Here is a 12,632-nt window from a genome sequence, read left to right as displayed (position 1 = left end):
CGGAGCCTACGGACGGGGCTGCAAAGCTCGTCATTTTAACAGATGGGCTGACATTTCCCTTGTCGGCGAGTAGTGTTCCGGCACGGTTTTCCGTCAAACCGCCCGCCTCCTATAATTCAGACGTCGGAACTGCCAGCCCTGAGTGGCCCGCCCGTGAGCACGACTCTCCTTTTCCACCCTACGCCCGACTCCGCCTACGGCTTCCCGAACGCCCGGCGGCTCGCGCACGTCGCGTCGCCGCACCAGCGGATCGAGGTCTGGGAAACCCCGCAGCTCGGCCGCCTGTTCACGCTGGACGGCCGGCCGATGACGTCGGTCGGCGACGAGTACGTCTATCACGAGTGCATGACGCACCCGGCCGCGCTCGCGCATCCGTCGCCGCGCAAGGCGCTCGTGCTCGGCGGCGGCGACGGCGGTGCGGCGCGCCAGTTGCTCAAGCATGCGTGCATCGCGCGGATCGTGATCGCGGAACTCGACGACGAGGTGGTCGGGATGGCGCGCCGGTATCTCGACGACGTGCACCAGGGTGCGCTCGACGACCCGCGCGTCGAGGTCGTGATCGGCGACGCCGCGCATTTCGTCGAGTCGACCGTCGAGCATTTCGATCTCGTCGTGTTCGACCTTACGCCGCCCGATTCGCCGGCGGCCGGCCTCTATACCCGCGCGTTCTATGCGCGGCTCAAGCGGATCCTGACGCCGTGCGGCGCGATCTCGATGCACCTCGGCTCGCCGGTGTTCCACGCGGCGCGCATCGCCGCGCTGCTCGACGACCTCCGCGCGAGCTTCGCGGTCGTCGATCCGTTGTCCGCGCACGTGCCGCTGTACGGCTCGCAGTGGCTGATGGCGATCGCGAGCGACACGCTCGACGCGGCCGCGCTGTTCGCCCACGACATCGACGAACGGCTCGCGACCCGCCGCGTCCAGGGCTTGCGCTACTACGATGCGCGGCTGCATGCGTCCCTCTTTGCCCTGCCGCGCGCGCTGCGCGATACACTGGGCGTTCGCCGCTGAGCGTCCGCGCGGCCGCCACGCTTCCGTTTTTCCGTCGCGTCCTTGCAGGATTCGTGATGCATGGCACCGAGGCGGAACGTCCTGGACGCCGTGCCGCCCCCCCCTGAACGAACGCCCGGGCATGGAATCAGAACACGTGCCCAAGCGCCCCCACAGGAGATTTTCATGACCGATCCACGTCCGGCCAACGTGCCTTGGTTGACGCCCTACCTGGCCGTACGCAACGCGCGCGCGGCCATCGATTTCTTCAAGGCCGCATTCGGCTTCGAGCTGCGCGACGTGCACGACGAAGACGGCGCGATCATGCATGTCGAGATGGCCTATCGCGGCCAGCTGATCGTGATGTTCGCGCCCGAAGGCGCATTCGGCTCGACCGCGCGCACGCCGAAAAGTGCGAACGCGACCGCGCCGCAATCGTTCTACCTGTATGTCGACGACGTCGACGCCACCTGGCAGCGCGCGCTCGACGCGGGCGCGAAGTCGCTGAGCGCGCCGCAGGATCAGTTCTGGGGCGACCGGTTCGCGCAGATCGAGGATCTCGACGGCTACCGATGGGCGCTCGGGCGCCGTCTCGACGCATGACCCCAACCGTTACACGCATGAACGAAGCCACCACCACCGCGGCCGTGCCGCGCTTTTTCGTCGACGCAGCCCTGCGCGCCGACGCCACGCTCGCGTTGCCGGCCGAAGTCGCGCGCCACGCACAGGTGCTGCGCCTGCAGCCCGGCGACGTGCTCGCGCTGTTCGACGGCACCGGCGGCCAGTACCGCGCACGGCTCGTCGAGATCGACAAGCGCAGCGCGCTCGCGCAGATCGACACGTTCGAACCGGCCGAGGCCGAGCCGCCCTATCGCGTGACGCTCGCGCAAGGCATCGCCGGCGGCGACAAGATGGACTGGGTGATCGAGAAGGCGGTCGAGCTCGGCGTGACGGCGGTCGTGCCGCTGTCGACCGCGCGCGGCGTCGTGAAGCTCGCCGGCGAGCGCGCGGACAAGCGCGTCGCGCACTGGCGCGGCGTCGTGCGCGCATCGTGCGAGCAATGCGGGCGCAACCGCGTGCCCGACGTCGCGCCGGTCGCCGGCTTCAACGCGTGGCTCGATACGCTGCCGGCGGCACCGGCCGACGGCGAACTGCGGCTGCTGCTGTCGCCGCGCGCGAGCATCCCGTTCGCGTCGCTGCCCGGCACGCCGCCCGCTGCAACCGTCACGCTGCTGATCGGGCCGGAAGGCGGGCTGTCGCCCGACGAGGAAAATGCGGCACGCGCGCGCGGGTTCACCGCGCTGTCGCTCGGGCCCCGCGTGCTGCGGACCGAGACGGCCGGCGCGGCCGTGCTCGCCGCGCTCGCGGCGCGCTGGGGCGGGTGGTGATGAGTAGTCGTGCCTGCGCAAGACGGCGCGACACGCCCTGACCGCACACCACCCGGCCGCTGCGCGACAAGCGGCCGGCATCGCCGCGGAAATGCGGCCCGTTGCGATGCGGCGGTCTATCGCAACTTACTTGTCGCTCGACGAGCCATGCGGCATCGCTTCTGACAACGCATCGAGCACCGGCGTCAGCACGTCTTGCGGGCTACCGGTCGTCCAGCCGCCGTCGAGGCTGTAGACATCGATCTTGCCCGTCACGGGGTACGTGACCGGCGCTGCGTCCAGCACCTTCGCCATGCCGGAGAAGATCGCATTGAACGCGGCAATCCGGGCTGCATCATTCTTCAGACGGCCGTTGCCGACCTTCGCCTCCAGCGCCTTCGCGCCGGGCCTCACATCCGGAACGCGGCACGCAAATTCAACCGTCGCGATCGTCTCGCCCTCGCGAGCCGAGTTCGGTTGCTGCGACGACCCGGTTGGCTTGCACTCCGAGCGATTGATCGCACGCTGATAGGCTGCGGCCATGCTCTGCACCGACGGACGCAATGCGGCACTCGCCTTCGGCGGCATCGGCGCCAGCAAGTCTTCGGCCATGTCCTTGCGCATCGAATCGCCCATCTTCGACAGAACGTCGACGTTGAGCGCGTCCTTGCCGCCGTAACTCGTGCGCACCGCATCGTTGAATTCGCGGGCTTTCGACACATCGCCGTTGACGAATGCGCCGATGTAAAGGTCGACGGTCTGCTCGGGCGTGAGCGGCGCCGCATGCGCGGCGCCCGCCACGACCAGCAGGGGCAGCACGACGGCGCGTGCGGAACGGGAAATATTCATGGGAAGACAGCCCTCTCTCGATGGTTTGTTGTATGCGCCCGGTGCGGCCGCTGCCGCGACCGGGCCGATCGAGATTGTCTCGAAAAAAGGTGCCGGATGAAAGGACAATGTCAGTGGGCCACGCGCCGTTCCAGCCCGTCCGCATCACGCAGGTGCAAAAAAGCCCGCTCGAAGCGGGCTTCCGAAGGGTGATTCGCCGAACCGGCCGCGGGCCGACGTGCGCTTACGCGAACGAATAGAACACGCGAAACGCGACCTTGCGCTCGGCCCAGAATTCGGCCGCCTCGCGGAACACGTCGAGCAGCGTCTCGCGCCCTTCCTTGTCGAACTTCTGCGCGATCGGCAGCCCTTCGAGGACGATCACGAAACCGGGCTGCGCGCCGGCCTTCGCGACGAGGTCGGTCAGGGAGTCGTACAGCGCGTCGTAGTTCTTCCCGAAATGCTTCGGGAACAGGAACGACGTCGCGATCGTTTCCATCACTTCCTGCTTCGACTGCGCGGCGCCGCAAAACGCATACAGGAAATGCTGGCCGAGCCGGCCGGCTTCGTCGGCAAGATCCTGCACGCGGAACGCGCGGATCGACTGCACGAGATTGGGTCGCACGGTCGTGAAAAGGCTCATAGGCTCCTCGTTCGATGAAAGCCCGGGCTCGGCTTCCTGTTGCTCCGGCGTGCCGCCGGCCTGCGCCGCCGCGTGCAGTTGGATCACGCGCTGAAACAGATTGCCGTCGCCGGCCGCGAACAGTTCCGCCGCCGCCGTTTCGTGCGCGTAGATGGAGTCGCTCATGCCATTCGTCCCGAAGTCATTCAACAATACGTTTAAAACTGTTGTAGTGGTCGCCCGTGTAATAACAGTTGTCGATCCGGCGCAATGGCCCGCCGCAGACGATCCGGCGCGCCCCGCGATTGCGGGCACGCGGCGTCGGCACCGTGTACTCATGGTAGTAGCCGCGCTTCGCTTTCGGCAGGATCCGCTCGCGGTTGCCAAACACGACGCCGTCTTTCTCGTACGGATAGGGACCGCCGGCGCCGATCAGGCCCAGCGTGGTCACGGCCTCGCGCGGAAGACGAGCGGTCGGAATCGTATCGAGCCCGCTCGCCGCCACGTCGGCCGGAACGGCCTCCCGTGCGTAAGCGGCGGAAACCAGACTGCCCGTCGGCGTGCCGACGATACCCATCGCGAACATCGCGAAGACGGACGCGAGCGCGCCGTTGCGGAGCCACTTGCGTGCCATGAACCAGGGTTCCCGCTGTTAAATCAAGTAGTTGACGACCAACAAAGGCGTTAGCGTAGCGTTATTGGCCGCGCGAATCAATGTCCGTTTGGGAATCGAAAGGCCAGTGATACCCGGAATGGCGCGTTTTTTACCGAAATAACACTACATTTATCTTACATGAGATAAAATACAGGCGGCATCTCTCGCTTGGCGAGACTCTGCCTCCTTGCCACGCTCATTACCTGGAGCGGAGAGATGCTGATGTTGCTTGAGGGAAGCGCGTTTGCGCCCTGCCCGCGGCGTGCCCATTGCGGGCACGCCTCTTTTTGCTTTTGTTTACAATTTCGCCCGACGCGCCACGCCGGTTCGACCGGCCTGGCGCGTTCGTTCTGGCTCAGCGCGTGGCGTTCACGTCGGCGACCAGCAGCGCCGCCATGTTGACGATGCGGCGAACGGTCGCCGATTCGGTCAGCACGTGCACCGGCTGCGCCGCACCCAGCAGGATCGGCCCGATCGCGATGTTGTTGCCCGCGGCCGTCTTCAGCAGGTTGTACGCGATGTTCGCGGCGTCGATGTTCGGCAGGATCAGCAGGTTCGCTTCGCCTTCCAGCGTCGATTCCGGCAGGATCTCCTTGCGCAGCGCCGCGTCGAGCGCGACGTCGCCGTGCATCTCGCCGTCCACCTTCAGCTCCGGCGCACGTTCCTGCAGGATCGTGAGCGTATCGCGCATCTTCTTCGCCGAAGGCGCGTTGCTCGTGCCGAAATTCGAGTGCGACAGCAGCGCGACCTTCGGCTCGATGCCGAAGCGGCGCACTTCTTCCGCGGCCATGATCGTGATCTCGGCCAGCTCTTCCGGGGTCGGATCGACGTTCACGTGCGTGTCGACGAGGAAAATCTGGCGGCCCGGCAGCACGAGGCCGTTCATTGCGGCGTACACGCTGCAGCCCGGGCGCTTGCCGATCACCTGGTCGATGAAGTGCAGGTGGCGGTGCGTGGTGCTGATCGTGCCGCAGATCATCCCGTCCGCTTCGCCCTTCTTCACCAGCATCGAGCCGATCAGCGTCGTGCGGCGGCGCATCTCGACGCGCGCGAGCTGCTCGCTGATGCCCTTGCGCGCCATCATCTTGTAGTACGTCTGCCAGAAATCGCGGTAGCGCTCGTCGTGCTCGGTGTTGACGACCGTGAAATCGGTACCCGGCGTCAGGCGCAGGCCGTAGCGATGGATACGGTGCTCGATCACCGACGGGCGGCCGATCAGGATCGGCTTCGCGAGTTTTTCGTCGACGATGATCTGAACGGCGCGCAACACGCGCTCTTCTTCGCCTTCCGCGAACACGACGCGCTTCTTCTCTTCCGGCGCGGCGCGCGCAATCTGGAAGATCGGCTTCATCGTCGTGCCGCTGTGGTACACGAACTGCTGCAGGTGCTGCTTGTACGCGTCCATGTCCTCGATCGGGCGCGTCGCGACGCCGCCGTCCATCGCGGCCTGCGCGACGGCCGGCGCGATCTTCACGATCAGGCGCGGATCGAACGGCTTCGGAATCAGGTATTCGGGCCCGAACGACAGGTCCTGGATGCCGTACGCGGTCGCGACGATGTCGCTCTGCTCGTGCTGCGCGAGCTCGGCGATCGCATTGACGGCCGCGATCTCCATTTCACGCGTGATCGTCGTCGCGCCGACGTCGAGCGCGCCGCGGAAGATGAACGGGAAGCACAGGACGTTGTTGACCTGATTCGGGTAATCGGTGCGGCCCGTGGCCAGCACGGCGTCCGGCCGCACTTCGAGTGCGAGTTCCGGCAGGATTTCCGGTGTGGGGTTCGCGAGCGCGAGGATCAGCGGGCGCTCGGCCATGCCCTTCACCATCTCCTGCTTCAGCACGCCGGCAGCCGACAGGCCGAGGAAGATGTCCGCGCCGTCGATCACTTCGGCCAGCGTCCGGGCTTCCGTTTCGCGGGCGAAACGCTCCTTGTCCGGGTCCATCAGCTCGGTGCGGCCCTTGTAGACCACGCCCGCCAGGTCGGTCACGATGATGTTCTCGAGCGGCAGGCCGATGTCGACCAGCAGGTCGAGACACGCGAGCGCGGCCGCACCTGCGCCGGACGCAACGAGCTTGACCTTCTTGATGTCCTTGTTGACGACCTTCAGCCCGTTCGTGACGGCCGCGGCCACCACGATAGCGGTGCCGTGCTGGTCGTCGTGGAACACCGGAATCTTCATCCGCTTGCGCGCTTCGCGCTCGACGATGAAGCAGTCCGGCGCCTTGATGTCTTCCAGGTTGATCCCGCCGAAGGTCGGCTCCAGCGCGGCGATCACGTCCACCAGCTTGTGCGGATCCGACTCGTTCAGCTCGATGTCGAACACGTCGATGCCCGCGAACTTCTTGAACAGCACCGCCTTGCCTTCCATCACCGGCTTCGACGCGAGCGGGCCGATGTTGCCGAGACCGAGCACCGCCGTGCCGTTCGTGACGACGCCGACCAAGTTGCTGCGCGCGGTGAAGCGTGCCGCGTTGAGCGGATTCTCGACGATCTCCTCGCACGCGTACGCCACACCCGGCGAGTACGCGAGCGCGAGGTCGCGCTGGTTGATCATCTGCTTGGTCGGGGCGATCGCGATTTTCCCGGGGGTCGGGAATTCGTGATAGTCGAGCGCGGCTTCGCGAAGTTTGGCTTTGGAGGAGGCTTGGGTAGACATGTGTCTCTTGGCGGGCGGATTAGAATAACTCTTCGACGGCATTGTAGCGCCAATCATCGGCCGCCAGACCGGCGATTCGGGTGCAACAGCCGCGACAAAATTGTACTGAACGGTGCAGGAACGCCGCCGCTCGCCTCGTACAATGCCGTTCCTTCCACCGTTTCGGATCCATCCGCCGTGCCAGCCGCCCTCTCCGAGTTTTCGCTGATCGAACGCTTCTTCACGCGCCGCGCCGCGCAGGGCGCGCGCGCGTCGACGCTCGGCATCGGCGACGACTGCGCGTTGATCGCGCCCCGATCCGGGAAATTGCTGGCCATTTCGACGGACATGCTGGTGGAAGGCCGCCACTTCTTCCCCGACGTCGCGCCCGACGCGCTCGGCCACAAGACACTCGCGGTCAACCTGTCCGACCTCGCGGCAATGGGCGCCGAGCCGCGCGCGTTCACGCTCGCGTGCGCGCTGCCGCGGGCCGACGCCGCATGGCTGGAAGCGTTCAGCAACGGGCTGTTCGCGCTCGCCGAGCGCTACGGCTGCGAGCTGATCGGCGGCGACACGACGAGCGGCCCGCTGAACCTGTGCGTGACCGTGTTCGGCGAAGTCGCGCCCGATGCGGTACTGCGGCGTGACGCCGCGCGCGACGGCGACGACGTCTGGGTGTCCGGCACGCTCGGCGATGCGCGCGCCGGTCTCGGCGTCGCGCGCGGCGAATGGACGGCCGGCGCAAACGAAGCAGCCGCGTTCCGGCGCGCGCTCGAGTACCCCGAGCCGCGCATCGCGCTCGGCCTCGCGCTCGCGGGCGTCGCGCACGCGGCGCTCGATCTCTCGGACGGCCTCGCCGGCGACCTGCAGCACATCCTGGCCCGCTCGAACGTGCGCGCCGAGATCGATGCCGACGCGGTGCCGCGCTCGGCCGCGCTCGCGACGCTGGCGCCCGACGTGCAGCGCCGCTGCACGCTGGCCGGCGGCGACGATTACGAACTGTGCTTCACCGCGCCGGCGGCGGCCCGCGCGGCGGTCGAGGCGGCGGGCGTGACGGCCGGCGTGGCGGTTACCCGAATCGGTACAATACGCGCGTTGTCCGCGCCGTCGGAGCAGCCCGCGATCACGTGGCGCGACGCGGCCGGCGCGCCCCTCGCTCTCACGTTGCACGGCTTCGACCACTTCCATGCAGACTGACCCGACGCCCGCGCACACCGCGGCCGAGCCCGGCGCCGCATCCGGCGGCAACGCGCCGCGGCGCGCGACCGCGCGTTTTATGCTGTCGCACCCGGCGCACATCGTGTCGCTCGGCTTCGGCAGCGGGCTCGCGCCGATCATGCCCGGCACGTTCGGCTCGCTGTTCGGCTGGCTGACGTTCGTCGTGCTCAACCGCTACCTGACGGTGCCCGAATGGTGGGCGCTGATCGCGGCCGGCTTCGTGGCCGGCACGTGGCTGACCGGTTTCACCGCGAGGAAGATGGGCTCGGCCGATCCGGGCGCCGTCGTCTGGGACGAGATCGTCGCGATCTGGCTCGTGATGCTGTTCGTCACGCCCGCGACCTTCGTCGGCCAGTTGTGGGCGTTCGTCGCGTTCCGCTTCTTCGACATGCTCAAGCCGCCGCCGATCCGCTATTTCGACCGCCGCCTGAAAGGCGGGCTCGGCATCATGGTCGACGACCTGGTCGCCGCGTTCATGACGCTGCTCGTGATCGCCCTGTGGCGCTCCGTCGTCGGCTGACCGATTTTCCGACTTCCGTTTCCCGACGCGCATGCCAACCGATTCCGTCGTCCACCAGCTTGCGATCCGCGCAGGCAACAAGCTGCGTGACGAGCACCTGACGCTCGCCACCGCCGAATCCTGCACCGGCGGCATGATCGCCGCGGCGATCACCGATATCTCCGGCAGCAGCCAGTGGTTCGAGCGCGGCTTCGTCACGTACTCGAACCAGGCCAAGATCGAGATGATCGGCGTGCCGCCCGACCTGATCGACAAGCACGGCGCCGTCAGCGAGCCGGTCGCGCGCGCGATGGCCGAAGGCGCGCTGCGCAACAGCCGCGCGCAGGTCGCGCTGTCCGTCACCGGCATCGCGGGCCCCGCAGGCGGCAGCGAGAAGAAGCCGGTCGGCACCGTGTCGTTCGGCTGGAGCAATCGGCTGCATACCGACGTCGAAACGCTCGTGTTCAAGGGCGACCGCGAACAGATCCGCACGCAGGCGGCCGCGCATGCGCTGCGCGGGCTGCTGAAGCTGCTCGACGAGCGCGAGGGCTGATCGGGCCGGAGGCGCGCGCCGCGCCCCCGCCTGCCCGCTTACTGGATCGCGTCGGGCTTCACGACGATCCAGTTCTTGTCCGCCGTCACCGGCAGGCCGAGCGACTTCTGCCGCGCGGCCGATTCGTCCGACCACGCGCGGATCTGCGCCATCTGCTTGTCCTTCTTGTTCACCCACACGCGCACGCCGCCGCGCGCGACGTCGGTCGCGTTCAGCAGCATGTAGCCGTCGGACGTCGGCGTGTCGCCCGCGACGAGCACCGGCTTCTTCCACTGGTCGATCCAGCCGACGATCGAGCCGAGCTTGCCTTCGTACCACGTCATCGGGTTCATCAGGAACGGCGTGATCACCAGGCTGCGGTTCGCGGCTTCGTCGTACTGGCCGGCCTTGATCTGCAACCGCGAGGTGGTCAGCGCGCCGGTCGCCGGGTTGCGCAGCAGCGTCGTCACGCCGATCACGTTCTGCGGCTTCACGTTGTAGCCGTACTTCGGGTCGGACAGCACGAGCCGCGCGAGCTCCTCGTGCGCGGCCGTCATCACGTAGACCTCGATCCCGTTCTCGCGCAGCGCGTTGTACAGCTCCTGCATCCCGCGGAAGAAACGCGGCGGGTTCACCGTGCCGTCGACCACCTTGTCGCCCTGCCAGTAGCGGATCGGAATCGGCTGGCCGTCGGCGAGCATCGCGTCGACGTGGCGCTTCAGGTCGGCCAGCGACTGCCCGGCGAACGCCTGCGCGATCCACGGGTAGCAGACCAGGTCGTCGATCTCGCACAGCCGGTAGTAATAGCTCGTCAGCGATTCCCGGTAGTCGGCGGAATCCTTGAACGGGATCAGCTTGAGCGACGGGTCGAGCGTGTCGCGCGTCAGCACGCCGCGACGCTCGAGGTACGGCAGCAGCGACTCCTCGAGGTCGTAGCGGTAGGTCGTGTTGTCGGCATCGAACACCGCGTAGTCGCCACGGTGCGCGTGCGCGGCGATCATCTCGTTCAGCGCCTTCGCGCTATCGGCCGGCCAGTGCGAGAGATCCGCCGCATGGGCGAAGCTCATGCACAACGATGCGGCAAGCGCGCTCAGAAGACGTCGGGACAGCTTGGGCATGGCGTCGCTCCTTTCTTGACATTTTCGTTACGGATCGATGACAAGCGGCAGCATCGCGCGATTGGCGCGCGGGGATGCGGTGCGTAAGCGACGGGAAGTTGTCCGCATGCGCCAGTGCGGGCCGGGCATGCGGAAGAGCGGAAAGACGGGAGGGAAGCGCCGGGCTCGCGCGTGGGAGCCCGCCGGAACCGGCTGCCCGGACGGGCAACCGGTGCAACCGGTCAACGATGCGCGTTGATCGTGTCGCGCGTCTTCTGCGCGGCGAGCGCCGCAGCTTCGGCGAAATCCTCGCCCTTGCTCGCGTACAGGATCGCGCGCGACGAGTTGATCATCATGCCGGTGCCGTCGGCCGTGCGGCCCGCGTTGACGGTCGCCTGCACGTCGCCGCCCTGCGCGCCGATGCCGGGGATCAGCAGCGGCATGTCGCCGACGATCCCGCGCACGATCTCGATTTCCTTCGGGAACGTCGCGCCGACCACGAGGCCGAGCTGGCCGTTCTTCGCGTTCCACTTGTTCGCCGCGAGGTCGGCGACGACCTGGTACAGCGGCCGACCGTTCGTGTCGAGGAACTGCAGGTCGGAGCCGCCCGGGTTCGACGTGCGGCACAGCACGATCACGCCCTTGCCTTCGTGCTCGAAGTACGGCTCGACCGAGTCGTAGCCCATGTACGGGTTCACGGTGACGGCATCCGCGCGGTAGCGCTCGAACGCTTCGCGCGCATACTGCTCGGCCGTGCTGCCGATGTCGCCGCGCTTCGCGTCGAGGATCACCGGCAGGCCCGGATGCTGGAGGTGGATGTGCGCGATCAGCCGTTCGAGCTGGTCTTCGGCGCGATGCGCGGCGAAGTAGGCGATCTGCGGCTTGAACGCGCTCGCGTATTGCGCGGTCGCGTCGACGATCTGCCGGCAGAATTCGAAGATCGCATCGGGCTGGCCGTCGAACTGCACGGGAAAGCGCGACGGCTCGGGATCGAGGCCGACGCACAGCAGCGAATTCGTGCGCTGCCACGCGGCGCGCAGCGATTCGATGAAAGTAAGCGGGGAAGACATGGCGGGTACTCGCGGCAAACCGTTGGTAGACCGCGTATTTTACCCGCGTCGCCGGCGTGCCTCGCGCGAAGCCGCATTGCCGCGCGCATCGGCGCGCTCGACGGTGAACGCGAAACGCCGCGTGAGCCGCTCGCCGGGCGCGAGCAGCGTCATCCCGTGCGCGGTCGCGCCGCCCGGCAGGTTCACCGCATTGATCGGATGATCGACCGGCTCGAAGCAGAAGAAATCCTCGCCGGGCGGCGTGTAGAGCACGTACGCGTCGGCGTCGGCCGCCACCGTCAGCGACAACCCGCGGCGCGGCCAGCTCACCGTCGCGTGGCCGCCCCAGCCGGTGAACGCATGATTGACGAGCGTGGCCGGCAGCGGATACGCGACGCCGAACTGCCACGCCGGCGGCACGCTCACGTGCCGCACCGGCAGGAAATCCGCGCCCGACAGCCACAGCCCGCCGGCAGCCGCGGCCAGTTCGGTCGCGGCATCGCGCACGAGGAACGGATGCACGCCGAGCCCGAACGGCAGCCGCGCACGCCCCGCGTTCTCGATCGTCAGCGCGATCGACAGCGTCGCGTCGTCGAGCTCGTACGACTGGATCGCGCGGAACGCATACGGCGCGCCGGCGGTGCGGTCGAGCGACAGTTGCAGCGACGTGCCGGTCGCATCGTCCACCTGCCACGGCGCGAGCCAGCCGTCGCCATGGATCGGCAGCGGCTCGTCGCGGCGGTTGCGCGGCACCGCGACCTTGCGCCCGTCGCACTCGAAGCGCCCGTCGCCGATCCGGTTCGAGTAAGGCAGCAGCGGATAGCACGCGAGCTCGTTCGGGTCCGTCGCCGTCTCCGGGTGCTCGCAGCGGCGGAACACCGGCATCAGCGCGCCATTGTCGCCGCGCCAGTCGAAGCGCGCGATGCCGCCGCCCAGATGCGGCAGCACATCGAGCCGCAGCGATGCGTTCGATAGCGTGACGGCCGCCGCATGCGCGGCGCCGACGCCCTGCGCGAAGGCTGCCGTCTGCGGGCCGGGGCTGACCGGCTGCGCGGCGGCGGCCAGGCGCGCGCGGCGCGACTGGCTGGTGGACGACGATGCGCTCGAGGACGTGGCGGTCATGGTGAACTCCTTTCCTTC

At 67.8% G+C, this 12,632-nt stretch carries 13 protein-coding genes; 6 read left to right on the top strand and 7 right to left on the bottom strand.

Features of this window, described 5'->3' with window-relative positions; translation table 11 throughout:
* Nucleotides 1-153 precede the first annotated feature (153 nt).
* The 3 genes from speE to CFB47_RS03055 all read left to right on the top strand — a co-directional run bounded on the left by speE (nt 154) and on the right by CFB47_RS03055 (nt 2,378).
* Nucleotides 154-1,011 (top strand): polyamine aminopropyltransferase, encoded by an 858-nt coding sequence (gene speE / locus CFB47_RS03065; protein ID WP_089460408.1) that lies wholly within the window; start codon nt 154-156, stop codon nt 1,009-1,011.
* Nucleotides 1,012-1,176: 165 nt separating this feature from the next.
* Nucleotides 1,177-1,593, top strand: coding sequence for a glyoxalase/bleomycin resistance/extradiol dioxygenase family protein (locus CFB47_RS03060; protein WP_089455569.1), 417 nt, complete (start codon nt 1,177-1,179; stop codon nt 1,591-1,593).
* A 17-nt stretch (nt 1,594-1,610) separates the two neighbouring features.
* Entirely contained in the window at nt 1,611-2,378 is a 768-nt protein-coding gene (locus tag CFB47_RS03055; RefSeq protein WP_089439209.1) for a 16S rRNA (uracil(1498)-N(3))-methyltransferase, read from the top strand.
* 126 nt (nt 2,379-2,504) lie between these two features.
* Here CFB47_RS03055 and CFB47_RS03050 read toward each other — a convergent pair whose 3' ends face one another.
* The 4 genes from CFB47_RS03050 to CFB47_RS03035 all read right to left on the bottom strand — a co-directional run bounded on the left by CFB47_RS03050 (nt 2,505) and on the right by CFB47_RS03035 (nt 7,160).
* Nucleotides 2,505-3,206: a hypothetical protein gene (locus CFB47_RS03050; RefSeq protein WP_089460407.1), complete on the bottom strand. Its 702-nt coding sequence runs from the start codon at nt 3,204-3,206 to the stop codon at nt 2,505-2,507.
* Nucleotides 3,207-3,429: 223 nt separating this feature from the next.
* Nucleotides 3,430-3,993, bottom strand: coding sequence for a barstar family protein (locus CFB47_RS03045; protein WP_089439207.1), 564 nt, complete (start codon nt 3,991-3,993; stop codon nt 3,430-3,432).
* 16 nt (nt 3,994-4,009) lie between these two features.
* Entirely contained in the window at nt 4,010-4,441 is a 432-nt protein-coding gene (locus CFB47_RS03040; protein WP_031398890.1) for a ribonuclease domain-containing protein, read from the bottom strand.
* Between the two features lie 376 nt (nt 4,442-4,817).
* Nucleotides 4,818-7,160, bottom strand: coding sequence for an NADP-dependent malic enzyme (locus CFB47_RS03035; RefSeq protein WP_278190120.1), 2,343 nt, complete (start codon nt 7,158-7,160; stop codon nt 4,818-4,820).
* A 135-nt stretch (nt 7,161-7,295) separates the two neighbouring features.
* Here CFB47_RS03035 and thiL point away from each other — a divergent pair, with 135 nt between their 5' ends.
* The 3 genes from thiL to CFB47_RS03020 are packed head-to-tail and all read left to right on the top strand — an operon-like array spanning nt 7,296 to nt 9,367.
* Nucleotides 7,296-8,294, top strand: a complete 999-nt coding sequence (gene thiL, locus CFB47_RS03030; protein ID WP_089439205.1) for a thiamine-phosphate kinase — start codon at nt 7,296-7,298, stop codon at nt 8,292-8,294.
* A complete protein-coding gene (locus tag CFB47_RS03025) occupies nt 8,284-8,835 on the top strand; it encodes a phosphatidylglycerophosphatase A (RefSeq protein ID WP_089455566.1) in 552 nt (183 codons plus the stop codon). Before thiL ends, CFB47_RS03025 begins: the two co-directional genes overlap by 11 nt.
* A gap of 31 nt (nt 8,836-8,866) precedes the next feature.
* A complete protein-coding gene (locus tag CFB47_RS03020; protein WP_034186407.1) occupies nt 8,867-9,367 on the top strand; it encodes a CinA family protein in 501 nt (166 codons plus the stop codon).
* Nucleotides 9,368-9,405: 38 nt separating this feature from the next.
* Here CFB47_RS03020 and CFB47_RS03015 read toward each other — a convergent pair whose 3' ends face one another.
* The 3 genes from CFB47_RS03015 to CFB47_RS03005 form a co-directional block, all read right to left on the bottom strand.
* A complete protein-coding gene (locus tag CFB47_RS03015; RefSeq protein ID WP_089439203.1) occupies nt 9,406-10,464 on the bottom strand; it encodes a phosphorylcholine phosphatase in 1,059 nt (352 codons plus the stop codon).
* A 221-nt stretch (nt 10,465-10,685) separates the two neighbouring features.
* Nucleotides 10,686-11,513, bottom strand: a complete 828-nt coding sequence (pyrF, locus tag CFB47_RS03010; RefSeq protein WP_011350899.1) for an orotidine-5'-phosphate decarboxylase — start codon at nt 11,511-11,513, stop codon at nt 10,686-10,688.
* A gap of 39 nt (nt 11,514-11,552) precedes the next feature.
* A complete protein-coding gene (locus CFB47_RS03005; protein ID WP_089460406.1) occupies nt 11,553-12,614 on the bottom strand; it encodes an aldose 1-epimerase in 1,062 nt (353 codons plus the stop codon).
* Nucleotides 12,615-12,632: the final 18 nt, after the last annotated feature.

The organism is Burkholderia sp. AU27893, assembly GCF_002223205.1.
GTDB lineage: Bacteria > Pseudomonadota > Gammaproteobacteria > Burkholderiales > Burkholderiaceae > Burkholderia.
The sequence above is the reverse complement of the archived record's forward strand: the minus strand, read 5'-3'. Positions and strand labels throughout refer to the sequence as shown.

Coding starts and splice junctions, on each gene's coding strand:
- CFB47_RS03060 (WP_089455569.1), top strand. CDS start 1,177: ATGACCGATCCACGTCCGGCCAACGTGCCTTGGTTGACGCCCTACCTG.
- CFB47_RS03055 (WP_089439209.1), top strand. CDS start 1,611: ATGAACGAAGCCACCACCACCGCGGCCGTGCCGCGCTTTTTCGTCGAC.
- CFB47_RS03050 (WP_089460407.1), bottom strand. CDS start 3,206: ATGAATATTTCCCGTTCCGCACGCGCCGTCGTGCTGCCCCTGCTGGTC.
- CFB47_RS03045 (WP_089439207.1), bottom strand. CDS start 3,993: ATGAGCGACTCCATCTACGCGCACGAAACGGCGGCGGCGGAACTGTTC.
- CFB47_RS03040 (WP_031398890.1), bottom strand. CDS start 4,441: ATGGCACGCAAGTGGCTCCGCAACGGCGCGCTCGCGTCCGTCTTCGCG.
- CFB47_RS03035 (WP_278190120.1), bottom strand. CDS start 7,160: ATGCCGTCGAAGAGTTATTCTAATCCGCCCGCCAAGAGACACATGTCT.
- CFB47_RS03025 (WP_089455566.1), top strand. CDS start 8,284: ATGCAGACTGACCCGACGCCCGCGCACACCGCGGCCGAGCCCGGCGCC.
- CFB47_RS03020 (WP_034186407.1), top strand. CDS start 8,867: ATGCCAACCGATTCCGTCGTCCACCAGCTTGCGATCCGCGCAGGCAAC.
- CFB47_RS03015 (WP_089439203.1), bottom strand. CDS start 10,464: ATGCCCAAGCTGTCCCGACGTCTTCTGAGCGCGCTTGCCGCATCGTTG.
- pyrF (WP_011350899.1), bottom strand. CDS start 11,513: ATGTCTTCCCCGCTTACTTTCATCGAATCGCTGCGCGCCGCGTGGCAG.
- CFB47_RS03005 (WP_089460406.1), bottom strand. CDS start 12,614: ATGACCGCCACGTCCTCGAGCGCATCGTCGTCCACCAGCCAGTCGCGC.